Raw genomic sequence first — 23,933 nt, 5'->3', positions numbered from 1 at the left:
ATTGGCTGACACATTTTATACACACTCTTTATTTAGGAGAGATTTATGTCTCTGAATGCAGAAACTAAAGCAGCAATCGTTGCTGAATACGCTCAAGGCGAAAACGACACTGGTTCTCCAGAAGTACAAGTAGCACTACTTACTGCTTCTATCAACCACCTACAAGGTCACTTCGCTGATCACAAACACGATCACCACAGCCGTCGTGGTCTGTTACGTATGGTTTCTCGCCGTCGTAAGCTTCTTGATTACCTGAAAGGCAAAAACCTTTCTCGTTACCAAGACCTAATCAAACGTCTAGGCCTACGTCGCTAAGATAGTTTGTATAGGAAAAAGGAGCTTTTATAGCTCCTTTTTTTGTACCCTAAATACCGCTTCCTATCTTTTTAGTTTATACTACGCCTGTTAAATTCGTCCCTCGATGTATTTGACTGAAAAAGCAACGATTTAAAGTTTTACAGTCTACGATGTCGGCCTCCTGGTCGCGACTATTACAAACAAATACATCGTGCGTAAAAGTAACATGTATGTTTATTCTATGAATGTGTTTGTACTAGTCGCGATTGGTAAAATTTTGAATCATATTTATTGATGTTATCAGTGACGTCGTACGTCTATAGGGCGAAATCACTGAATAATTTGAAGGAAATTTACGTGAATCCAATCGTAAAAACGTTTCAGTACGGTAACCACACTGTCACTCTAGAAACTGGTGTTATTGCTCGCCAAGCTACTGCAGCTGTTATGGCTAGCATGGATGATACTTCTGTATTTGTATCTGTTGTTGCTAAAAAAGACGCTGTTGAAGGTCAAGATTTCTTCCCTCTAACAGTTAACTACCAAGAGCGTACTTACGCTGCAGGTAAAATCCCAGGTGGTTTCTTCAAGCGTGAAGGCCGTCCTTCTGAAGCAGAAACATTAACGGCTCGCTTAATCGACCGTCCAATCCGTCCTCTTTTCCCTGATGCATTCAAAAACGAAGTACAGGTAATTGCAACGGTTGTATCTATCAACCCTGAAGTAAACCCAGACATGATCACTATGATCGCAACGTCTGCTGCACTGTCTATTTCTGGTGTTCCATTTAATGGTCCAATCGGTGCTGCTCGTGTTGGTCACATCAACGGTGAGCTTGTTCTTAACCCATCGAACACTGAGCTTGAAAACTCTAAACTGGATCTAGTGGTATCTGGTACTGAGGGCGCAGTACTGATGGTTGAGTCTGAAGCTGATAACCTAACAGAAGAAGAAATGCTGTCTGCTGTTGTTTACGGTCATGATCAACAACAAGTTGTAATTAACGCAATCAATGAATTTGCTGCTGAAGTTGCGACTCCAGCTTGGGATTGGACTGCTCCAGCAGAAAACACTGAGCTGAAAGAGCGTGTAGCTGAGCTAGCTGAAGCTCGTTTAGCGGATGCTTACCAGATCACTGAGAAAATGGCTCGTTATGAGCAAGTTGGTGCAATCAAAAATGATGTTGTTGAAGCTCTGCTTGCACAAGACGAAGAGTTAGATGAGCGTGAAATTCGCGGCATGCTTGGCTCTCTAGAGAAAAACGTAGTACGTAGCCGCATTATTGCTGGTAACCCACGTATCGATGGTCGTGAAAAAGACATGGTTCGTGCTCTAGACGTACGTACTGGTGTTCTTCCACGTACTCACGGTTCTTCTCTGTTTACTCGTGGTGAAACTCAGGCACTTGTTACTGCAACACTGGGTACACAACGTGATGCTCAAATCATCGACAGCCTAATGGGTGAGAAGAAAGATCACTTCCTTCTACACTATAACTTCCCTCCATACTGTGTAGGTGAAACTGGTTTTGTTGGTTCTCCTAAGCGTCGTGAAATTGGTCACGGTAAGCTGGCTAAGCGTGGTATCCAAGCGGTAATGCCTTCTGTGGAAGAATTCCCATACACAGTTCGTGTTGTATCGGAAATCACAGAATCTAACGGTTCTTCTTCAATGGCTTCTGTGTGTGGTACATCTTTGGCTCTTATGGATGCGGGTGTTCCAATTAAAGCTTCTGTTGCAGGTATCGCAATGGGTCTTGTTAAAGAAGGCGATGATTTTGTAGTTCTTTCTGACATTCTAGGTGATGAAGACCACCTAGGTGACATGGACTTTAAAGTAGCAGGTACTAACGAAGGTATCACTGCACTTCAAATGGACATCAAGATCGAAGGTATTACGAAAGAGATCATGCAGATCGCTCTAAACCAAGCACAAGGTGCACGTAAGCACATCTTGACTGTTATGGATGAAGCTATCTCTGGTGCTCGTGAGGAGATCTCTGAATTTGCTCCTCGTATCCACACAATGAAGATCAGTCCTGAGAAGATCAAAGACGTTATCGGTAAAGGTGGTGCAGTTATCCGTGCACTAACTGAAGAAACGGGTACAACGATTGAGATCGAAGACGACGGTACAGTGAAAGTAGCGGCTACTGAAGGTATTGCTGCGAAAGAAGCTATCCGTCGTATTGAAGAGCTAACGGCTGAAGTTGAAGTGGGTAAGATCTACACAGGTAAGGTAATGCGTATCGTTGATTTCGGTGCATTTGTTACTGTTCTTGGTCCTAAGGAAGGTCTAGTACATATTTCTCAAATCGCTGATCAGCGTATCGAGAAAGTGGCTGATCACCTAGAGCTTGGCCAAGAAGTTAAGATCAAAGTACTTGAGATTGACCGTCAAGGACGTATTCGTCTAAGTATTAAAGAAGCAATGGCTGAATTAAACGGTGACAATACTGCAGAGAAAAGTGAAGAACAGCCACAAGGCTAACGCGTTTCACTAAAAAGCATGTTATAAAGGGAGCCTAATCGCTCCCTTTTTATTTTATGGAGAAAAGTTTTGGTGAAATGGTTTCGTCTTGCTGGTTTAGGGCTAGCTTTAGCACTGACAGGGTGTGCATCATCGCCTGTCGTTGATAATGGTGATTGGCATTACCCAGCGATGGCAGTGCCGTTGCAACCAAGCTTACAACAAGAAATTCAGTTAGCTCGTATTGATCAGCTTTTGCGCCGTTCTGATATTGATGATGATATTCGCGCTAAGATGTTTTATGAGCGTGGCTTGATAAATGACAGTTTGGGCCTGCGTGATTTAGCTCGTTTAGACTTCAACCAATCCTTAGCTCTCAAACCTGATCAGGCAGAAGTATTTAATATCCTAGGTGTTTATTATACTCAGAGCCGTGAATACGATGCAGCGTATGAAGCGTTTGATTCTACGCTAGAGTTAGCGCCAAATAATCAGTTTGCGCTTCGTAATCGTGCTATTGCTTTGTATTACGGCGGCCGCTATGAGTTAGCTCATGCTGATATTCAAGCTCACTTCCAAGATGAGCCTTCCGATCCCTATCGTGCTATTTGGTTATACTTGATTGAAAGTGAATACTCTCCAAGTGTGGCAAAAGAAAACCTTAAAGATATTTATTCGGAGCGTGATGACGAATGGGGTTGGGAGCTGGTTGGTATGTTCTTGGAAGAGTACTCTGACCAAGAGTTTTTCCAACGAATTTTAAAGCAAACGAGAAACAATACGTTATTAGCGGAGCGTTTAACAGAAGCCTACTTTTACTTAGGTAAGCGTTATCAGGCAGAAGGCGATTTTCCTAACGCTATCTCGTTGTACAAATTAGCGATGGCCGGAAATGTGTATGAATATGTTGAGCATCGTTATGCGTTGTTAGAGTTAGGCCGGATTTTTCAGCAAGCACAAGCTGAGGCTCAAGCGAAAAAAGTGACACAATAAACGTTGCTTTGCTTTAAAAGATATTGGTTAAAAAGCCGCAGCGATTGCCTGCGGCTTTTTATTGTGTATTTCAGGGCGAAGATTATTGCTCGATATTAAGGCCTGCCACGTGGTGCCAATACCCATTACACTGTTTACTGTCTTGCAGCTTATAGTGGGTTTGACCATTTTCATTGGCTCGGAAATTATCAATTTCAGCAAAAGTATCGACGCTTAATGGGCTTAGCCTTACCACATCAGCAAGGTTAGCCATGGTCGGTAAATCATTGATTAAGTTGTAGCAATAGCCTGATTGGGTTTGTATACCATTAAGAGTAAAGACCTCTTGGCCTTCTTGGCTGTTGACTGTAATCCCGTTTGGGTACTTGATACAGCACGTCTCACATTCATCTTTGGGTAAGTTTTCAGCACGTGCAGTAAAACAGCGAGCAGAGTACGCCAGTGGTAAATAACCATAACTAAAGACTTCTGTTTCGAATTTATCTCGAATACCAAGCTCGTCACATTGACTCATGATCTTAATAAGCCAATCACGTGAGAGTTCCACAGGCATACACCAGCGAATCATTCCTTGTTTTAGGAAGAGGTTTAAAGTGTGGGCGTTATAAGCATTCACGGCAGGGCCAACCACAAAAGGCACTTTGCTTTCAGAAGCCAGCTGAATAGCAGAGACGTCATTAGCTTCAATAATGATGTCTCCGTTCTCAATGTACTTTTTCATTACATTGACTTCGCTAGGAGCCTCTAGAAGAGCCATGGTGGATAGGACTACTTGTTTGCCTGAATTTGATAGCTCTTTCGCTATTTCAAACCAGTGTTTGGGTTTCATTTCTCGGCGCTTAGAGCAAACCGTCTCGCCTAAGTAAATGATGTCGGCAGAGCATGATTGGGCTTGTTGGTAAAACTGTTCAACTTCTTGCTGAGGCCAGAAATACAGTAGAGGTCCAAGGGCATATTTCATAGTGTGTTCTCTATTGCCATTTACGGTGATAAGCACCAAGTGTGGTTTGGGAGCCTTCAGATACATTATCTAAGCATGCGTTCCATGATGGTTGCACCTGATAAGCGTCAGGGTTTGCGAGGTAGCTATCAATGGCTGAACGCCAAGTTCGTGTGACTTGCTCTACATAGGCTGGGCTACGTTGACGACCTTCGATTTTTACCGAAGCAACATTAGCTGAAAATAGTTCTGGCAACATGGAGAGGGTGTTTAAGCTGGTTGGCTCTTCAAGCGCGTGATAGCGTTTACCAGCCACTTCAAAGCGACCCTTGCATAAGGTGGGGTAGCCAGCATTTTCGCCGGTGTTGTAGCGGTCAATCAAAATGTTATTAAGGCGAGATTCAAGCCCGGACTCTGTTTCTTGCCAGCGAACATATTTAGCCGGAGAGCAAGCCCCTACTGTATTAGGGGACTCTCCAGTCATGTAAGAAGATAGATAGCAGCGCCCTTCCGCCATAATGCACAGGCTACCAAAGGCAAATACTTCGAGTTCTACGTCTGAGGTGATATTGCGTGAGAGTTGCTTCACTTGATGGATAGACAGAACACGAGGCAACACAACTCGTTTAATATTGAAGTTTTTCTTATAAAAATCAATACCTGCAACATTGGTTGCTGATGCTTGAACAGATAAGTGCAGTTCCAGATCTGGGTAGCGTGTGGCAGCGTATTCTAGTACCGCAATATCAGCAATGATAAGTGCATCAACGCCCATACTTGCAGCGTTATCTACGGCTTTTGTCCAGCGTTCAAAACCGTCAGGGTGTGCGAAGGTATTTAACGCAACATGCAACTTACGGTTGTGATCTCTAACGTATTGAACGGCTCTTTCTAGTTTTTTTCCAGTAAAGTTCAGGCCTGCAAAATGACGAGCGTTGGTGTCGTCTTTAAAGCCGATATAAACAGCATCTGCACCACAGTCGATGGCTGTTTTTAAGGCGGGTAAATTACCGGCAGGGCAAAGAAGTTCCATGCTGTGAGTTACCTATTTATTTTTAGAGTAACCAGCGATTGTAGGGAGCTTTGTGGCTCCCTAATTTGATATAAGGCAGTTTTTTATGGATTAGAGGACAACGACCGATGAAAAGTTAGCTTTTACGGCGAGTATTCTGTAATAAGATGGCTTCCACTTCGTGTTTTGGTAATGGGCGGTAAAAATGGAACCCTTGAATCGTATCGCAATTTAAGTTGGAAAGCAGAGTCGCTTGTTGGCGAGTTTCAACCCCTTCAGCCACTACGATCATACTTAATGATTTGCCCAAACTGATGATGTTTTCGATGATGGTGATTTGTTTAGGTAGAATGTCGATTTCGCTGATAAAGCCACGGTCAATCTTAATTTCATCCAATGGGAATCGAGCGAGATAAGACAGAGAAGAGTAGCCAGTGCCAAAGTCATCAATAGAGAGCGCAAAGCCTAATTTTTTTATAGCATTAAGCATTTGAATGGCGTGTTCACCATCGCTCATTACGGCGCTTTCTGTTAACTCAAACGTGATGCAAGCAGGATCCACATTTGTGGTGCGTAATAGTTTCTCCATATAGTCAATAAGGTGCGGGTTACCAAATTGTTGTGGAGACAGGTTGATTGCAACACGGCCCGGTAGAATACCTTGTAGTTTCCAACGTTTTACGGTGTTGAACACCTCGCGCATGACAACACGGCCAAGTTGTTCGATTAAACCTGAGCGCTCTGCCACCGGGATGAACTGAGCAGGGCTAATGTAACCTTCAACAGGGTGTTTCCAGCGAACGAGTGCTTCTGCGCCGTTAATTCTAAAATCCCGAGCACTCACTTTCGGCTGATACCAAACCTCTAAGCCATTTTGTTGTAAGGCTTTTTGAAGTTCAATTTCTAACCAAAGTCGCATACGTGCTTCTTTGTTCATTTGATCATGAAATTTAACCAAGCGATTACGGCCACGCTCTTTGGCTTCGTACATGGCTGTATCGGCATTTTGTAGCAGAATACGTGCGTCTGAGCCGTCTCCCGGGTATTTTACAGTACCAATGGAACAAGCAAGGTGCTTACTGAAGTGGTGTAGATCAAAAGGTTGGTTAATCAGTGCGATGATTTGTTCTGCGAGAAGCTCACCGCTACGTTCATGTTCTGGTTCAGGAAAAATAATCCCGAATTCATCACCGCCTAAATGGCCGAGAATAGAATGCTCAGGTAATAAACGTTGTAAGCGTAAAGAAATTTCTTTTAAAACGCGATCACCAATGTGGTGGCCGAGGGAGTCATTGATGTTCTTGAAGTTATCAATGTCCAAATAAAGCATTACCAACGGGGTTTCATTTTGGATCAGATATTCTAATCGGCGGCTGAAGCCATGTCGGTTATATAACCCCGTGAGCTGATCGAGGTGGAGAGTTTGTTCTGTCTGCTGGGACTGAACCTGAGCTTGATTGGCGTCTTTGATTAACACCAATTTGGCTGGTGAGCCAAGCAGTTCTGTTTGTTCTGTCGTGATCTTTAAACGGCGCTCAACGCCACAGCGTGGGCCAGTTAAACAGAAAATAGCATCTTCGTTATTGAGCTGTTCAATACGATCACCCAATACCTGTTTGGTATTTTCATCAATGAGTAATCGACCTAATTCTTCGCCTAATAGCTCGTTAAGCTTGTCGAAACCAAGTAATTGTGCAGACGCCGCATTGGCTGAAATAATCAGATCGCTTTCAACCAGGAAGAGACCATCGGTTAGTAAACCACTGAGCTTGGTGTATTTGGATTCGGACTCTTCAAGGGAGTTTACGAGAATTTGACGTTCAGAGGTGTCGGCGGCGTGGAAAATGATCCCTTCAATACTGTCGTTGTTGTGCAGCGGTGACAAACTGAAGTGAAGGCTGGTCTCAAAGCGGTGATCATCGAGTGTGATTTCACCTTCGATGGTTTCTCCGTCTAGTGCCCGTTGGTAGTACCCTTTCAGTGAATCGTAAAAAATTTCGCCTAAGACGTCAGGATCGGAGCAGCCAACGAGTGCGTCTCGTTCTAATCCACTGATCTCACAATAACGATTATTGACGACAATATATTTGTGGTTTTTATCTAAAACTGCAAATAAGAAGGGGCTATTGTCAGTTAAGAGAGGAAACCAATGCTGTAGTTGCTCAGTAGGCATTTATATATTCACCGCTGGACCGGTTGTTTATGGATGATGTATTTATTTTTATAAGCGTCTGCTAACTATAACCCGTAACTGAGAATAATTGCTAGTATGCCACCCTCAGTTGCTGCTTTTTTGATTATAAACAGGATTGGGCTTGATTTCTTATTCTACAATTATAGGCCATAGAGTCCTCATTATTAACGGAAAGTAGTGTGATTAAGAAGATCCATAGACAGCTAGTGCTAAAAACACCCTCATTTTTGAGACTTCCAGCCCAAATAACACCTTTTGTTTTGCAAAAGAAAACCTTGTTAGAGGCTTTAAAATTGGTGTTTAAAGAAGCGCTAGAAGATGGTGATTTTGAATTCTTAGAAGGACGCTGTTTAAAAGTATCGGTAACAGATGTGAACCTATGCTGGTATATTAGCTATCAAAATGAACAATTGGTTGTATTGCCCAATTCAGAGCAAGAAGACGTGAGCTTTAGCGCTGGCCTTAACGATTTGATATTAATCGCAGGAAGGAAAGAAGACCCTGATACGTTATTTTTTCAACGTCGATTAAAAATTGAAGGGGATACTGAGCTTGGACTTGAAGTAAAAAACTTGATGGATAGCGTCGATTTAGATGGGCTACCCACTGTTTTAAGTCAGCTACTGCAGCGTTTAGCCGCTTTTGTGCAAGAAGGAATGCAGCCGTTACCGGAAAAACAAGAGGTTATTAATGCTCATTAGAACTGAGGCTCCAGCTGACATATTGGTTGTTGATCAATTATTGAAAGAAACCTTTGAAACGGAAGCTGAAGCCAACCTTGTTATGAGTTTACGTGAAAACGGCAAGTTAACCTTGGCGCTGGTAGCATGCACTGACGAAGGCGAAGTGGTTGGACATATTTTGTTTAGTCCTGTCAGCTTAGAGGGCAGTGACATCGGATGGCAAGGGTTAGCGCCATTGGCTGTGAAAGCCGATTACCGTCGTCAAGGCATTGCTCAACAATTGGTTGAAGAAGGGTTAGTGTCTCTCGCTGAGTTTGGTTACCCGGCTTGTGTGGTATTGGGTGAGCCTAATTACTACCGTCGATTTGGTTTTGAGTCAGCTGCTGCTCACCAATTTCGTTGTCAGTGGCCTGTGCCTGACAGTGCATTTATGATCAAAAGTGTGATTGGTGATGAGCTAACGGGTAAACAAGGCTTAATTGAATACAGCACCGAATTTACGAATTTCTGATTGTATTAACTTGTTACCTCGATATTGGAGGTAACAGGTGCTCTTCTTTATGGTGTGCCTTGCTATGCTCATGACTAGGACTCACCCATATCTTTTGTTACTATCGCCGTTTTCTTACCGCTTTCCTTTTGAAAGGTAATTTCTCATGCAACGTGATTTGCAATATTTACAGGAAATTGGTATCACAGCGTGGCAAATCAAGCAGCCTGAAATCTATCCTGAACATGCTCCCGAGCTGATTTCTCTACCAGAAAGTTGCAAATTATTGCTAATTGCACCTGAAATACCTCAGAGCCATGAAGCGTGGTTATTTGGTAAAGTGCTAGCCAGTATGAAGCTAACGCCCGATCAGGCGCTCTATTTACCTGAATCAGCGGTAGCGCAGTTGGCAGAGCATCATTTGGTGTGGTGTTGGTTTGCAGGTTGTGATGTGAATACGATAGATGGTTGTCGAGTGTTACATTCGAAATCATTACCAGAAATGCGACAAGATACTGCTTCACGAAGAGACCTTTGGCAACAAATCTGTACTTATGAACGTTAAATTAATCAAACTTACTGATGCTCATCTTGATGATGTCTGGCGCATTGAGCAAGTCGCCCATTCACACCCTTGGGCGGAATCTATGATCCGTGATTTAAATAGCCGTGGTGCTCATCATTGTGGTTTGCTGGTGGATGATCGCTTGGTTGGGTATTTTTATAGCCAAAATATTGTTGGGGAAGTCACCCTGTTAACCATTGCTGTTGATCCAGCAGAGCAAGGAAAAGGGTATGGACGCCAGCTAACTGAAGCTTTTTTAAGTGAATGCGAGCAACTGAAAGCAGAATCTGCTTGGCTTGAAGTGCGAGAGAGTAACACAAAAGCCGCCAGTTTATACGAGTCTCTTGGATTCAATGAAGTCACCCGCCGTCATAATTACTATCCAACCGTATCAGGGAAAGAAGATGCTTTAATCATGAGCTATATCTTTTTTTAGTTTTTTGCGTACAGCTTGGGTATAATTCCGCCACTTAAATGGTTACACCATCATTTTACTCTTACGCGTTTTATTGAGGCTCCGATGTAAATTCTTTGCATGATCACCTTGTTTAAATAACTTTATGATCCCCTACACGCGTAGGAGATACCATCTTTATTCATGAGATGTGCTTTCACCTCTCATATGAAATCTCTAACAGGATTATCAACGCTTATGTCTTTTCTACAAGAAGTGGGTAAACGCAGAACGTTTGCGATCATTTCTCACCCGGATGCGGGTAAAACAACCATTACTGAAAAAGTATTATTATTCGGAAACGCGATTCAAAAAGCAGGTACGGTAAAAGGCCGTGGCTCTAACCAGCACGCTAAATCTGACTGGATGGAGATGGAAAAAGAGCGTGGTATTTCGGTTACTACCTCGGTAATGCAGTTCCCATACAATGATTGCTTGGTAAACCTGCTAGATACTCCAGGACACGAAGATTTCTCGGAAGATACTTACCGTACATTAACAGCCGTTGACTCTTGTTTGATGGTGATTGATGCCGCAAAAGGTGTTGAGGATCGCACACGTAAATTGATGGAAGTAACACGTCTACGTGACACGCCTATCGTAACGTTCATGAACAAACTTGATCGTGATGTACGTGATCCAATGGAAGTGCTGGATGAAGTAGAAAGCGAGCTTGGTATGGCTTGTTCTCCTATTTCATGGCCAATTGGCTGTGGTAAAGAGTTTAAGGGTGTTTACCACATTCACCGTGATGAAACGATCTTGTACGAATCAGGCCACGGCCATGAGATTCAAGAAGTACGCACTATTAAAGGCTTGGATAATCCGGATCTGGATGCTGCGGTAGGCTCAGATTTAGCAGAAAGCGTACGTGAAGAGCTTGAGCTTGTGATTGGCGCATGCCCTGAGTTTGATCACGACTTGTTCCTAGCGGGTGAACTAACGCCAGTTTACTTTGGTACGGCATTAGGTAACTTTGGTGTAGACCATATGCTAGATGGCTTAACGGAGTGGGCTCCGCAGCCAAAACCTCGTGAAGCGAATGAGCGCCAAGTTGAAGCGACGGAAGAGAAGTTCTCTGGCTTCGTTTTTAAGATCCAGGCAAACATGGATCCAAAACACCGTGACCGTATTGCGTTTATGCGAATTGTATCGGGGACTTACTCTCAAGGTATGAAGATGAACCATGTTCGTACTGGTAAGAACGTAAGCATTTCTGATGCTGTAACTTTCATGGCTGGTGATCGTTCCCGTGCAGAAAATGCGTATGCAGGTGACATTATTGGTCTGCATAACCACGGTACGATTCAAATTGGTGATACGTTCACTCAAGGTGAAAAGTTGAAGTTTGCTGGTATTCCAAACTTTGCCCCAGAGCTATTCCGTCGTATTCGTTTACGTGATCCTCTAAAGCAAAAGCAGTTGCTAAAAGGTTTGGTTCAGCTTTCGGAAGAGGGTGCTGTTCAGGTATTCCGTCCACTGCATAATAACGATCTTATCGTAGGTGCGGTTGGTGTGCTTCAGTTTGATGTGGTTGTGGCTCGCTTGAAAGCGGAATACAACGTTGAAGCCATTTATGAAAGTGTGAACGTTGCAACAGCCCGTTGGGTTGAATGTGATGATGCGAAGAAGTTTGATGAGTTCCAGCGTAAGAATCAAACACACTTAGCTTTGGATGGTGGTGATAACCTGACGTACATTGCACCAACCATGGTGAATTTAAGTTTAGCGTCGGACCGTTTCCCTGAAGTTCAATTCAGAGCGACACGTGAACACTAAAATCTAACGGTTTAGTTTTAATGAAAAGCGAGGTTAGCCCCTCGCTTTTTTTATGTTCAGATTCTAACATTTGGGACGGATTTTGATTCATAAACAATGCTGGAAGTTGTTGTATTGTATAAGTTTTGTTTGGTTCTTTAGTCGGTTTAGAAAGTTTTGATAGCTAGCTCTCTTTTTTATGAGCTTTGTTTGGTATTTAGCCATGATGGTGATTAGTATTGCGCATCTTATACATGCCGTTAATGTGTCATACTTAAAAGTTAGGGAATTATGTTTACCTCCAAGCGCCTTCGATACCCTGCTATTGTCTTCTTTTTTGGGGTTGGAATTACTGTTCTTCTTGTTTTCTTATTGCACCTTAATCAACTTAGCCAAAATGACAAAGCATTTGCCATTAAAGCAAAGCACTACTTTGATGTTTTTGAATCTTTATTAGAGCGAGATCTTAATTTAATTGGTGCCGCGTCGGACTTTTATTATTCAACTAATGAAGAGCAATGGCTGCAGTTTGTGGATTTTGCCCCGCGAATCTTATCTCGCTCTAAGTCTTTAATTGCGTTGGAATGGATGGAAAAAATCCCGAATTCTGAGATTCCGATGAGAGCGACAGAATTAAAAACGCGCTTTCCTTTTTTTGAAGCGTTTACGGTGGTAAATCGTGAGCGCACGACAGATGTGGTCGGCCCACAAGATCATAAATTTATGGTGACAGATATTGTTCCAAGAAATGCAGAAAACTTAAAGCTACTAGGGTTTTTTGGTTATCAAGCACGTTTTTGGGATGCCGTGAATAACATGATACTGACAGGGCTGCCTTCAGTGTCGGATAAAGTGAGATTACTGCAAGATGGCATAGGCCGAGAGCATAAAAAGACGGGGTTATTGGTGTATTACCCGGTCTTTGAGCACAACAGGCAAGAGTTGAAAGGGATTGTTATTGGGGTGATCCGGGTTACTTCTTACATGGAAGAGTTAGTTAGTAGTCTAAACCTGAGAAAATCTCTTTATTTTAATGTTGTCGATGATGGATTTGATGCGGAAAATGAAATTATTTATGAAAGCAGTAATAGAGGGGCAGAGCATTATTATCAGTTTGAACAAAGCATGGAGTTGCCTAATCGTGAATGGTCAGTACAAATCAAAAGTAATATCGCGTTAGCCCCAGCTCAGAAAGTGGCCTTGTTTGTCGTAGCCATTGCTGGTGGGCTTGCGAGTATTTTATTGGCAGGAGTGAGCTTCTATCAGGTGAATGAGCAAACCTTAATTGAAGGCTTATTGAATAAGCGAACTAAAGAACTCGATTTTTTAGCAAAACGCGATTCGTTGACTGGGTTACTTAATCGCCGTGAGTTTGATCGGCAGTTGAGCTTATACGAAGCCAGCAAACAACCATACAGTTTAATGTTTATTGATTTGGATAATTTTAAAACTATTAATGATACTTACGGTCATGCCGTTGGAGATTTGGCCTTACAAACGGTGAAAGAGCGGCTATTAGATCGCTTACCTGAAAGTGCGAGTTTATTTAGAGTAGGAGGTGATGAACTGGCGTTATTAGCAGAGGTAAGCAACGATCAGGAAGTTAGGGAGATCGCAATGGCGTGCTGTGTGGCATTAAATTCAGAGCCGATAAAGTATCAAGAGAACGTAATATCACTGACATTAAGTATTGGTGCGGTAATATGGCAATATGAGAGTGCGGAGCTATTACGCTCCAAAGCGGATAAAGCGCTTTATCAGGCTAAAAATAATGGTAAAAATCAAGTGATGCTTGCTCATGAATGTTAATAATCCCACTTTTATTGATACCCACTGCCATTTTGATTTTGATGTATTCCAACATGATTTTGAGCAGCAGTTACAGCTGGCGACTGAAGCCGGAGTGGAAAAAATCGTATTACCTGCCATTGGCGAAAGTAATTGGGACCGAGTCGAATCTTTATCTTCTTGTCACCCTGAATTGTATTATGCGCTTGGGCTGCACCCATACTTTTTAGATCAACACAGTGACGATGCTTTACACCATTTAGAGCAGCGGTTAAATGCTCGAAGTCCCCGTTGTGTTGCTGTGGGGGAATGCGGGCTGGATTTAATGATTGAACCCCAACACTTTGCGCAACAAGAAATCTTATTTTCTGGGCAGTGTGATTTAGCCATTCAGTTCCAACTTCCTTTAATTCTTCATTCTCGTAAAGCTCATGATCAAGTGTTAAAAACGCTACGTCAGAAGAAACCCATATCTGGAGGGGTTATTCATGGTTTTTCGGGAAGCCTTCAACAAGCGGAGAGTTTTATAAAGCTTGGCTTTTATATTGGGGTTGGTGGGACTATTTCTTATGAGAGAGCCAACAAAACTCGTAAAGTGATTGGCAGCTTACCGTTGGAGTTTTTAGTGCTAGAAACCGATGCGCCTGATATGCCTTTAAGTGGGTATCAAGGTAAATCTAATCACCCTTACCATGTGAGTAATATTTTTAATCACCTGTGTTTATTGCGATCTGAATCACCGCAAACGGTTGCATCTCAATTGAAAGCAAATAGCAATCGTTTGTTTGATTTCTGTGGTTAGAGGCAAAATTTGATGTTGAAAAAATGATGGGGCCTTAGCTTCTATCGGGATCCAGTTCACACATATTGATGAATTACATGTTTAGTACCTATCAAAGTGTGACTACAGCATTACTTTATTGATGGCTGAGTGAGTATAATGCTCGCCTCTAATTTGAGCTCCATCTTTGTTACACGCCAACATTAACGAAAGGAAGATCATAAACTATGAGCCTGTTTATGAGCCTGGTTGGGATTGTTGTACTGCTTGGTATTGCAGTACTTTTATCTGACAACCGTAAAGCTATCAATCTAAGAACCGTCGGTGGTGCGTTTGCCATCCAATTCGCTTTAGGTGCTTTTGTACTGTACGTTCCAGTCGGACGTGATGTGCTTTACACTATGTCGACAGCAGTTTCTAATGTAATTAATTATGGTAATAAGGGTATCGAATTCCTATTCGGTGGTCTTGCTTCGGACAAAATGTTCGAACTTTTTGGTGGCGGCGGTTTTGTCTTCGCTCTTAAAGTTCTACCAGTTATCGTTTTCTTCTCTGCATTAATCGCTGTACTTTACTACATCGGTATCATGCAAATCGTGATCAACTTCATCGGTGGTGCTTTACAAAAAGCATTGGGTACCTCTCGTGCGGAATCACTGTCTGCAACAGCTAATATTTTTGTTGGTCAAACTGAAGCGCCTTTAGTTGTGCGCCCATTTGTACCAAAAATGACTCAATCTGAGCTGTTTGCGGTAATGTGTGGTGGTCTTGCGTCTGTTGCGGGTGGTGTGTTAGCGGGTTATGCACAAATGGGTGTTCCTCTTGAGTACCTGATTGCTGCTTCTTTCATGGCAGCTCCTGGTGGTCTACTGTTTGCTAAAATCATCAAACCAGAAACTGATGAGCCAATTGATCAACTTGATGCGCTTGAACAAGGCGATGACAAACCAGCGAACGTGATTGATGCAGCCGCTGCAGGTGCTTCATCGGGCATGCAGCTTGCGCTAAACGTTGGTGCAATGCTTCTTGCTTTCATCGGTTTGATCGCACTTATCAATGGTATGCTAGGTGGCATTGGTAACTGGTTCGGTATGCCTGAACTAACGCTAGAGCTGATTCTTGGTTATGTATTCTCTCCATTAGCATTCCTAATCGGTGTGCCATGGGAAGAAGCAATGGTTGCAGGTTCATTCATCGGTCAGAAGATTGTTGTTAACGAATTTGTTGCTTACCTAAACTTTGCACCGTACCTGAAAGATGTTGCTGAGGGTGGTATTGTTGTTGCGCAAACTGGTGTAGAAATGTCTGAGAAGACGAAAGCGATCATCTCATTTGCTCTGTGTGGTTTCGCGAACCTTTCTTCTGTTGCGATTCTACTGGGTGGCCTAGGTGGTCTTGCTCCTGAGCGTCGTCATGACATCGCTCGTATGGGTATGAAGGCTGTTGCTGCTGGTACATTATCTAACCTAATGTCTGCAACTATCGCCGGTCTATTCTTATCTCTATAATTTGATAAGTTTACCCTTCTAGTGAAACGCCGTGGCTTAAGCTGCGGCGTTTTTGTTTGTACAAACCTATACTCTTGATGTTGATTTATTGAGATACAAACCGATTGCGTTGAACCTTTTATGAAGCTATCAATAAAAAGGAAGATATAATTTCCATAGATAGTAAGGGTTTGACGCATTGGCTGGGCAAAGTTTGTATCAGCACAAACCTTAAAACAGAGAGTACATTATGAATGAAGTCATGTTATCCGTTGTTGCTGGGTTAGTAGTGGGTGTGTTGTTTTCAGCACTTAAACTGCCAATTCCTGCGCCACCAGTATTATCTGGGGTTATGGGTATTGTTGGTGTTTATTTAGGTGGTATGGGATACCAGTGGATTGTTGAGAGATTCTTCTCTTAATTGCCAATAGTAAACACATTGTCTCCGTATGGAAACATGGTTTTGGTAGTGACCTCCGATGAGTCTTGATATTATCAATGGACACTATCGTAAACGATTTTACTGATACATAACTTGAATATGGTGGTGATTCAGACGACACCACAGTATCTCATGATGTGTCAGATGCAGTATCAATCGTCAAATGAATTGACGCTGGAAGTGATACTGCGCGGTGAAAAGGATATCAATTGAGGTGATGGTACTTGTTAAATACCTACCTCAAGTCTTCAAGGAACCAAGTCCGCTCATCGAGCTGTTTTCTTGTCGTTGGATTACCAATATCGGTTATTAACCCAAATAGAAACAGTGAAATATCTTAGTAAAAATTCTGAACTGGAGATAGAAATGAGCGATTTAAAGGCTGCTGCATTACGCGCACTACAACTAATGGATTTAACGACGCTTAACGATAACGACACTGATGAGAAAGTGATCGCGTTATGTAAAGATGCAAAAACTGCTGTTGGTAATACTGCAGCAATCTGTATCTACCCTCGTTTTATTCCGGTAGCGAAAAAAGCGTTGCGTGAGCAAGGTACGCCAGAAGTACGCATTGCAACTGTTACTAACTTCCCACATGGTAACGATGATATTGAAATCGCTGTTGCAGAAACAAAAGCGGCTGTTGCATACGGTGCTGATGAAGTAGACGTAGTATTCCCATACCGTGCATTCATCGCAGGTAATGAGACAGTTGGTTTTGAACTGGTGAAACAGTGTAAAGAAGCGTGTGGCGATATTTTACTGAAAGTGATTATTGAAACAGGTGAATTAAAAGATCCTGCACTGATTAAGCGCGCTTCTGAAATTTGTATTGAAGCTGGTGCAAACTTCATTAAAACCTCTACAGGTAAAGTGCCTGTAAACGCAACTCCAGAGTCGGCAGAAATTATGCTGACTGTGATCAAAGACATGGGCGTAGAAAAAACAGTTGGTTTTAAACCAGCTGGTGGTGTTCGCACTGCAGAAGATGCAGATAAGTACCTAGCAATGGCTGATCGCATTCTAGGCGCTGATTGGGCTGATAACATGCACTACCGTTTTGGTGCATCTAGCTTACTTGCGAACCTACTTCATACACTGGGCGAAGGTGAAAAAGCAGCGGAAGGCGGCTACTAACTTTCTCTAATAATAAGGTGGCTTCGGTCACCTTATTTGTTTCTACCCCTACCTGTCTAAGATAGCCTGATCCTGAATCGGGAGGAGACCCCTATGTTCTTACCTCAAGAAATTATTAGAAAAAAACGTGATGGTGAAGTATTAAGTGCAGAAGAAATTAACTTCTTCATCCAAGGCGTTGCTAAAAATACCGTATCTGAAGGCCAAATTGCAGCGTTTGCAATGGCGATTTTCTTTAACGACATGACCATGCCAGAGCGCACTGCATTAACCTGTGCAATGCGTGATTCGGGTATGGTGATTGACTGGAGCCACATGAATTTTGGTGGTCCGATTGTCGATAAACATTCAACGGGTGGTGTGGGTGATGTGACGTCACTGATGCTTGGCCCAATGGTCGCTGCATGTGGTGGCTTTGTTCCTATGATTTCTGGCCGTGGCCTTGGTCATACTGGTGGCACGCTCGATAAGCTAGAAGCGATCCCTGGTTATAACATTACGCCTACCAATGAAGGTTTTGGCGAAGTAACAAAAGACGCAGGTGTGGCGATTATCGGTCAAACAGGCGATTTAGCACCAGCAGACAAACGCGTGTACGCGACTCGCGATGTGACTGCAACCGTAGATAACATTTCTCTGATCACTGCCTCTATCCTATCTAAAAAATTAGCGGCTGGTCTTGATTCATTAGTAATGGATGTCAAAGTCGGCTCTGGTGCTTTCATGCCAACGTATGAAGCGTCTGAAGAGTTAGCTAAATCTATTGTTGCAGTAGCGAACGGTGCGGGTACAAAAACCACTGCGTTACTGACAGACATGAACCAAGTGTTGGCATCGACTGCGGGTAATGCGTTAGAAGTACGTGAAGCGGTACAGTTTTTAACGGGCGAATACCGTAACCCACGTTTGTTTGAAGTTACCATGGCGCTATGTGCGGAAATGTTGGTGCTGGGTGATCTTGCCGCTGACTCTGCTGATGCACGTGATAAGTTACAAACCGTACTAGACAATGGTAAAGCGGCTGAATGCTTTGGCAAAATGGTCGCAGGTTTAGGTGGCCCAGCTGATTTTATTGAAAACTATGATAATCATTTAGAAGCCGCAGACATTATTAAGCCTGTTTACGCTGACAACGCAGGTTATGCGTACGCGATGGATACCCGTGCTATTGGCATGGCTGTTGTTGGCATGGGCGGTGGCCGTCGTGTTGCTAGCGATGTGATCGATTACGCTGTTGGTTTTAGCGACATGATCCAGCTTGGTGAAGAAGCAAACAGCGAAAAACCATTGGCTGTGATTCATGCCCGCAACGAAGAGCAATGGCAACAAGCGGCAGATGCGCTTAAAGCAGCCATTGTGATCAGTGATACCAAACCAGAAGCAACCCCAGAAGTTTATCGTCAGATCCGTCTTGAAGACATCTGATGGAGGAAAGTATGAAACGTGCAATTATTTTAGTTTTAGATTCATTTGGTGTAGGCGCAACCGCAGACGCAGAAAAATTTGGTGATGTGGGTTCTGATACCTTAGGCCATATTGCTGAGCAGTGTGACAAAGGTTTAGCAAACAATGGTGATCGTCAAGGACCACTGTCACTACCGAATCTCTCTAAACTGGGTTTGGCCATGACTCATAAAGAGTCAACAGGACATTTTGCGCCAGGCATGGATGTGGATGCTGAGATCATTGGTGCTTATGGCCATGCGGCTGAGTTGTCTTCAGGCAAAGACACGCCTTCTGGTCACTGGGAAATTGCTGGTGTACCTGTGTTATTTGATTGGGGTTACTTTACGGATAAAGAAAACAGCTTCCCGAAAGAGCTTACTGATCGCATTCTTGAGCGTGCGAATTTACCTGGCTTCTTAGGTAACTGCCACGCTTCAGGTACTCAGGTTCTTGATGACCTGGGTGAAGAGCACATGAAAACAGGCATGCCTATTTTCTATACTTCAGCAGACTCGGTATTCCAGATTGCTTGTCACGAAGAGACGTTTGGTTTAGATAATCTGTTAGAGCTTTGCCAAATTGCGCGTGAAGAGCTGGAAGGTTATAACATTGGCCGTGTTATTGCGCGTCCATTCAAAGGACCTAAGTCGGGCGAGTTTGAGCGTACAGGTAACCGTCGTGATTTATCTCTAGAGCCACCAGCGACCACAGTATTACAAAAATTAGTGGATGAAAAAGGTGGTGATGTTATCTCCATCGGTAAGATTTCAGACATCTATGCGGGTTGTGGTATCACCAAAAAAGTGAAAGCGACGGGCATTCCTGCTCTGTTTGAAGCAACGGTTGAACAAATCAAAGAAGCGGGTGATCAATCGATTGTCTTCACTAACTTTGTAGATTTTGACTCTGCTTATGGCCACCGTCGTGACGTTGCAGGTTATGCTGCGGCGCTTGAGTATTTTGATGGTCGTCTACCAGAGATTTTAGATATCTTGCAAGAAGACGACATTCTAATTATCACTGCCGATCATGGTTGTGATCCAACGTGGCCGGGTACGGATCACACACGTGAGCACATCCCAGTTTTAGCCTACGGTAAAAAACTACCAGCGGGCTCATTAGGTCGCCGAGAGACGTTTGCAGATATTGGTCAAAGCTTAGCGGGTTACTTTGAGACTTCCGCAATGGATTACGGTAAATCTTTCTTATAACAGAGATCTTATCGTCCGTTATCTTCAACGGAAAGTGCCTATACTTGATGGCATCATGCTAAAAGAGTGATGCCTCAAGTTAAGCTTAAGAGCGCAGTAAAAATAAAGGATTAAAGAATGGCAACTCCACATATTAATGCTGAAATGGGTGATTTTGCAGACGTTGTTCTGATGCCGGGTGATCCACTTCGAGCAAAATACATTGCAGAAACGTTTCTTAGCGATGTTGTAGAAGTGTGTAATGTTCGCAATATGTTTGGTTACACGGGCACGTACAAAGGCCGTAAAATCTCAGTGATGGGGCATGGGATGGGGATTCCTTCTTGCTCTATTTATGCTACAGAACTGGTTAAGGATTTCGGTGTAAAAAAACTGATCCGTGTTGGCAGTTGTGGTGCAGTGCGTAATGATGTGAAATTACGTGATGTTGTGATTGGTATGGGTGCGAGCACTGATTCAAAAGTAAACCGCATTCGTTTTAAAGATCACGATTTTGCTGCTATTGCGGATTACGGCATGGTTCGTAATGCTGAGCTGGCTGCAAAAGCGAAAAACATTCCAGTACGTATTGGTAACTTATTCTCTGCTGAGTTGTTCTACACACCAGATCCAGACATGTTTGATTTAATGGATAAGTACGGTGTGCTTGGTGTAGAGATGGAAGCGGCGGGTATTTATGGTGTCGCAGCAGAGTTTGGTGCCAAAGCACTGACCATTTGTACTGTGTCTGATCATATTAAAACCGGTGAGCAAACTACATCGGATGAACGTCAAACCACGTTCAATGAGATGATTGAAATTGCTTTAGAGTCGGTACTATTGGGCGACTCTGAATAAGCCTATTTTTATGCTATTTATAGTAAAAGGAGAGTGTTGAACTCTCCTTTTTTGTATTTGTCAGCCCTCGAATCTATCCCTGAAATCTTCTTTATCTCATCTTAATCTGGTGATTGTTTCTTTTTATAATCAGTTTTTTAAGTAATGATTAAGAATTTATAAACTTTTGTTTGAAGTTGTTATTTGTTATGGAGTTGGTGGATTTATTAGGATGCGCTGCGTTCACTACCACTGTGGTTGGACATCACGATAAATAACAATAGGTTTAAACATGAAAAAAATTCTTCTTGCTTCTGGATTGGCTCTTATTGCTTCTACTCAGGCTTTTGCTACTGATGTGGACAGTAAAGATGACCGCACTTACATGGGCATTGAGTTTGGTGGTGGTTCTTACGATACGAAACTAACAGGCCCCAATGCTTCTGGTGCTGGGGAGCTTGAAAGCGATTTGGATGATGCTGGTAATATCACATTACTTGTAGGTAAATATTTAAATGATGATGTTCGTGCCTATGCTTATTTGAAAGGTGATTCACTTGAGGTAACTTACGGGGCTTTCGGATTTTCAGCGATTAAATATGAACGTAGTACTTATAGCTTAGGTGCAGGGGCAGATTACTTGTTCCCTATTACGGACAACTTTTATGCATTAGCGGGTGGTAATATCGGCCTGTATAACTCAGAGTTCACTGTTTCCCAGTTTGGAGTTCCATCACAGACAAAAGATAATACGGGTGTTGAACTTGGTGTGAATGCAGGCTTAGGTTACGCTTTTACTAAGAACTTCTCACTGGAGACGGGTCTTCGTCTTAATCAGCAATTTGGTAACGAATTTACATTTGGCTCTGATAAAGTAACTTACGGTATGTCTACTTCTTATTACCTAGGTGCTCAGTACACTTTCTAGAATTCAAAGCCAGCTTGTTGTTTAAAATAACACTATGAGGTCTTAACGGAGTTTAAGAGTGAAGGGAATCGAACTTCTTGTTATGCAAGATCATCGAGTCGGTGAAATGAGGCGACGTATCATGATAGATAAGTCGCCTCATATCGAACTTCTAAAGCTTAAGATTTATTTCCGCCCAGCATTAATGTGACTGGTGGGGTTTTCTCTTTGCGGCGGAATAATACCGCAACGCCAATACCTGCAATAAATGTCATCAGTAGCATGCTGTACATCAAGCGATCACTTTTTCGATAGTGGTGATCGGCATACGCCGTCAGTTTACTCTTTTCTAATGTCAAACGAATAAAACCAATCATGTTGCCCCCATCTAAAACGGGTTCAATTAGCTGCTGTCTGCCGATGCTTGCTACAGAAAGTGGGGTATTTAAACCGACAATCTGGTTAACAGATACCGCTCCTTCACTGGAGGCGAGTTTGACCCCTTCAACATCATAAATGGTTGCGTCTAAAATGAGGGACTCTTTTGCCCAGTCATGAGCCAGTGTCAGTAGGGCTTCCTGATCTTCGGCAATAATGCTATCGGCGGCGGCTAACGCAGCTTGGCGGATCATAGTTCGGCTTAAAGAATGAATTTGTTTGTTCTGAATCTTTTCGTTGCCTTGGCTTATCAGTGTGCTGTTACGCAGTGTTGCGATCAAACACCCTATGGTGATCGTAGCCACTAGCATCTTCAATAAAAACTTCCACGACAGTAGTTTTGATTTCATTGTAATTGGTCACTTTTACATCGTTTTGTCTTTATGTCTGCTGGTAGGCCAACACAAAGAGTGGATTTATTGCGTTTTTTGTACTTCTTTTTCAATAAGGGCTCAAAAAAGGTCTATTTCGACATATTGATGCTTGCCCTGATAAATTGCAATAGGGTAAGTTGCAAGTAGTTTTATGAAGGATTATAGCCATGGATGCGATAAAAACATTTTCTATTAAGAAACACGCTTCACTACTTAAGCGTTTTCCATCGACTGGTAACCAACCTAATTACCGCAGGCAACAAGCGGGTTGGATTGTGTATGGTTACCATTTATCCCCTCGTCATTTTGAAGATATTCAAACCTTTCTTGGTTACGAATGTGACGTTATCGATTGCTGGAAAGTGGGTGACTACGAAGTTGCTTATGTTGCCGGTGAGCTGACCGAGCGACACACCAGCATCTTAGATGCTCTTGAATTAGATTACGCCAGTGCGCAAGATTTGCCTGATCTGTCTCAGCCAGGCTTAATTGTGATGGATATGGATTCAACGGCGATTCAAATCGAGTGTATTGATGAAATTGCTAAATTAGCGGGTGTGGGTGAGCAGGTTGCAGAAGTAACTGAACGGGCCATGCAAGGAGAACTGGACTTCTCTGAGAGCTTGCGTCAGCGAGTAGGAGCACTGAAAGGTGCTGATGAGTCCATTTTAGCTCAAGTTAGGGAAGCGCTTCCTTTTATGCCTGAATTGGAAAATCTTGTTCTGACTTTACAGAAACTGGGATGGAAAACAGCGATTGCTTCAGGTGGTTTTACCTATTTTTCAGACTACCTCAAGGAAGTACTGAATCTAGATTATGCGCAGTCTAATACTCTTGAGATCACCGATGGTAAATTAACAGGTAACGTCACTGGTGAGATCGTGAGTGCTGAAACCAAAGCCGATATTCTGGTTCGTTTAGCTGAAGAGCACGATATTGATTTGCATAACACAGTGGCTGTTGGTGATGGTGCGAACGATTTAGTCATGATGGGGGCTGCCGGGTTGGGTGTGGCTTACCATGCAAAGCCTAAGGTACAACAGCAAGCTTCTGTTGCCGTTAAGTACGGTAATTTAGGCTCGGTATTGTGTATTTTATCGGCATCATTACTGTGCCAACAAAAAATAAGCTGGAAAGCGAAACCATAGTTTAGGTTTGTTAGCATTTCAGGGCGGAACAGACAAAAGATTGAAAAAGGGAGCATGGTATGTGCTCCCTTTTTTATTAATATCAACTTTTATGAATAAA

At 42.9% G+C, this 23,933-nt stretch carries 22 protein-coding genes; 18 read left to right on the top strand and 4 right to left on the bottom strand.

The genetic code is table 11. The annotated features are described in order from the left end of the window. The first annotated feature begins 45 nt into the window (after window positions 1-45). From rpsO to nlpI, 3 genes are all read left to right on the top strand, one after another. Entirely contained in the window at window positions 46-315 is a 270-nt protein-coding gene (rpsO, locus tag MHO82_RS11805; RefSeq protein WP_239184148.1) for a 30S ribosomal protein S15, read from the top strand. 333 nt (window positions 316-648) lie between these two features. Then, window positions 649-2,787 carry a polyribonucleotide nucleotidyltransferase gene (gene pnp / locus MHO82_RS11800; protein ID WP_239184261.1) on the top strand — a complete coding sequence of 713 codons (2,139 nt, stop codon included), beginning with the start codon at window positions 649-651 and terminating at the stop codon, window positions 2,785-2,787. Window positions 2,788-2,859: 72 nt separating this feature from the next. Further along, on the top strand, window positions 2,860-3,759 hold the full coding sequence (nlpI, locus tag MHO82_RS11795; protein WP_239184260.1) for a lipoprotein NlpI: 900 nt from the start codon (window positions 2,860-2,862) through the stop codon (window positions 3,757-3,759). 82 nt (window positions 3,760-3,841) lie between these two features. Here nlpI and MHO82_RS11790 read toward each other — a convergent pair whose 3' ends face one another. The 3 genes from MHO82_RS11790 to MHO82_RS11780 form a co-directional block, all read right to left on the bottom strand. After that, window positions 3,842-4,720, bottom strand: coding sequence for a U32 family peptidase (locus MHO82_RS11790; RefSeq protein WP_239184147.1), 879 nt, complete (start codon window positions 4,718-4,720; stop codon window positions 3,842-3,844). Between the two features lie 10 nt (window positions 4,721-4,730). After that, on the bottom strand, window positions 4,731-5,732 hold the full coding sequence (locus tag MHO82_RS11785) for a peptidase U32 family protein (RefSeq protein ID WP_239184146.1): 1,002 nt from the start codon (window positions 5,730-5,732) through the stop codon (window positions 4,731-4,733). A 115-nt stretch (window positions 5,733-5,847) separates the two neighbouring features. After that, entirely contained in the window at window positions 5,848-7,884 is a 2,037-nt protein-coding gene (locus tag MHO82_RS11780) for a GGDEF and EAL domain-containing protein (protein ID WP_239184145.1), read from the bottom strand. A gap of 227 nt (window positions 7,885-8,111) precedes the next feature. Here MHO82_RS11780 and MHO82_RS11775 point away from each other — a divergent pair, with 227 nt between their 5' ends. From MHO82_RS11775 to MHO82_RS11710, 14 genes are all read left to right on the top strand, one after another. Beyond that, window positions 8,112-8,606, top strand: a complete 495-nt coding sequence (locus MHO82_RS11775; protein WP_239184259.1) for an SCP2 domain-containing protein — start codon at window positions 8,112-8,114, stop codon at window positions 8,604-8,606. Further along, window positions 8,596-9,099 carry an N-acetyltransferase gene (locus MHO82_RS11770; protein ID WP_239184144.1) on the top strand — a complete coding sequence of 168 codons (504 nt, stop codon included), beginning with the start codon at window positions 8,596-8,598 and terminating at the stop codon, window positions 9,097-9,099. The genes MHO82_RS11775 and MHO82_RS11770 overlap by 11 nt, the downstream gene beginning before the upstream one ends. 145 nt (window positions 9,100-9,244) lie before the next feature. After that, a complete protein-coding gene (locus tag MHO82_RS11765; protein ID WP_239184143.1) occupies window positions 9,245-9,643 on the top strand; it encodes a DNA polymerase III subunit psi in 399 nt (132 codons plus the stop codon). Then, window positions 9,633-10,079 (top strand): ribosomal protein S18-alanine N-acetyltransferase, encoded by a 447-nt coding sequence (gene rimI / locus MHO82_RS11760; RefSeq protein ID WP_239184142.1) that lies wholly within the window; start codon window positions 9,633-9,635, stop codon window positions 10,077-10,079. The genes MHO82_RS11765 and rimI overlap by 11 nt, the downstream gene beginning before the upstream one ends. Before the next feature lie 216 nt (window positions 10,080-10,295). Then, window positions 10,296-11,876: a peptide chain release factor 3 gene (gene prfC / locus MHO82_RS11755; protein ID WP_239184141.1), complete on the top strand. Its 1,581-nt coding sequence runs from the start codon at window positions 10,296-10,298 to the stop codon at window positions 11,874-11,876. Window positions 11,877-12,146: 270 nt separating this feature from the next. Further along, on the top strand, window positions 12,147-13,664 hold the full coding sequence (locus MHO82_RS11750; RefSeq protein ID WP_239184140.1) for a sensor domain-containing diguanylate cyclase: 1,518 nt from the start codon (window positions 12,147-12,149) through the stop codon (window positions 13,662-13,664). Then, window positions 13,654-14,445 carry a TatD family hydrolase gene (locus MHO82_RS11745; protein ID WP_239184139.1) on the top strand — a complete coding sequence of 264 codons (792 nt, stop codon included), beginning with the start codon at window positions 13,654-13,656 and terminating at the stop codon, window positions 14,443-14,445. Before MHO82_RS11750 ends, MHO82_RS11745 begins: the two co-directional genes overlap by 11 nt. Before the next feature lie 206 nt (window positions 14,446-14,651). Beyond that, window positions 14,652-15,932, top strand: a complete 1,281-nt coding sequence (locus MHO82_RS11740; RefSeq protein ID WP_239184138.1) for a NupC/NupG family nucleoside CNT transporter — start codon at window positions 14,652-14,654, stop codon at window positions 15,930-15,932. A gap of 229 nt (window positions 15,933-16,161) precedes the next feature. Continuing rightward, complete coding sequence (locus tag MHO82_RS11735) at window positions 16,162-16,332, top strand: DUF1427 family protein (RefSeq protein WP_239184137.1); 171 nt, start codon at window positions 16,162-16,164, stop codon at window positions 16,330-16,332. A gap of 387 nt (window positions 16,333-16,719) precedes the next feature. Beyond that, window positions 16,720-17,493, top strand: a complete 774-nt coding sequence (gene deoC / locus MHO82_RS11730; RefSeq protein ID WP_239184136.1) for a deoxyribose-phosphate aldolase — start codon at window positions 16,720-16,722, stop codon at window positions 17,491-17,493. Window positions 17,494-17,586: 93 nt separating this feature from the next. Then, complete coding sequence (gene deoA / locus MHO82_RS11725) at window positions 17,587-18,918, top strand: thymidine phosphorylase (protein WP_239184135.1); 1,332 nt, start codon at window positions 17,587-17,589, stop codon at window positions 18,916-18,918. Between the two features lie 11 nt (window positions 18,919-18,929). Next, window positions 18,930-20,150, top strand: coding sequence for a phosphopentomutase (locus MHO82_RS11720; RefSeq protein ID WP_239184134.1), 1,221 nt, complete (start codon window positions 18,930-18,932; stop codon window positions 20,148-20,150). A 117-nt stretch (window positions 20,151-20,267) separates the two neighbouring features. Next, window positions 20,268-20,987 carry a purine-nucleoside phosphorylase gene (deoD, locus tag MHO82_RS11715; protein ID WP_239184133.1) on the top strand — a complete coding sequence of 240 codons (720 nt, stop codon included), beginning with the start codon at window positions 20,268-20,270 and terminating at the stop codon, window positions 20,985-20,987. 271 nt (window positions 20,988-21,258) lie between these two features. Further along, the gene (locus MHO82_RS11710) at window positions 21,259-21,894 is read left to right on the top strand and encodes an outer membrane beta-barrel protein (protein ID WP_239184132.1); all 636 of its coding nucleotides are present in this window, start codon (window positions 21,259-21,261) and stop codon (window positions 21,892-21,894) included. Between the two features lie 158 nt (window positions 21,895-22,052). Here MHO82_RS11710 and MHO82_RS11705 read toward each other — a convergent pair whose 3' ends face one another. Further along, the gene (locus MHO82_RS11705; RefSeq protein WP_239184131.1) at window positions 22,053-22,661 is read right to left on the bottom strand and encodes an AhpA/YtjB family protein; all 609 of its coding nucleotides are present in this window, start codon (window positions 22,659-22,661) and stop codon (window positions 22,053-22,055) included. A gap of 191 nt (window positions 22,662-22,852) precedes the next feature. Between MHO82_RS11705 and serB the strand changes: the two genes are divergently transcribed. Continuing rightward, window positions 22,853-23,833: a phosphoserine phosphatase gene (gene serB / locus MHO82_RS11700; RefSeq protein WP_239184130.1), complete on the top strand. Its 981-nt coding sequence runs from the start codon at window positions 22,853-22,855 to the stop codon at window positions 23,831-23,833. Window positions 23,834-23,933: the final 100 nt, after the last annotated feature.

The sequence above is a fragment of the Vibrio sp. Of7-15 genome (genome assembly GCF_022347565.1).
Taxonomy (GTDB): domain Bacteria; phylum Pseudomonadota; class Gammaproteobacteria; order Enterobacterales; family Vibrionaceae; genus NORP241.
The sequence above is the reverse complement of the archived record's forward strand: the minus strand, read 5'-3'. Positions and strand labels throughout refer to the sequence as shown.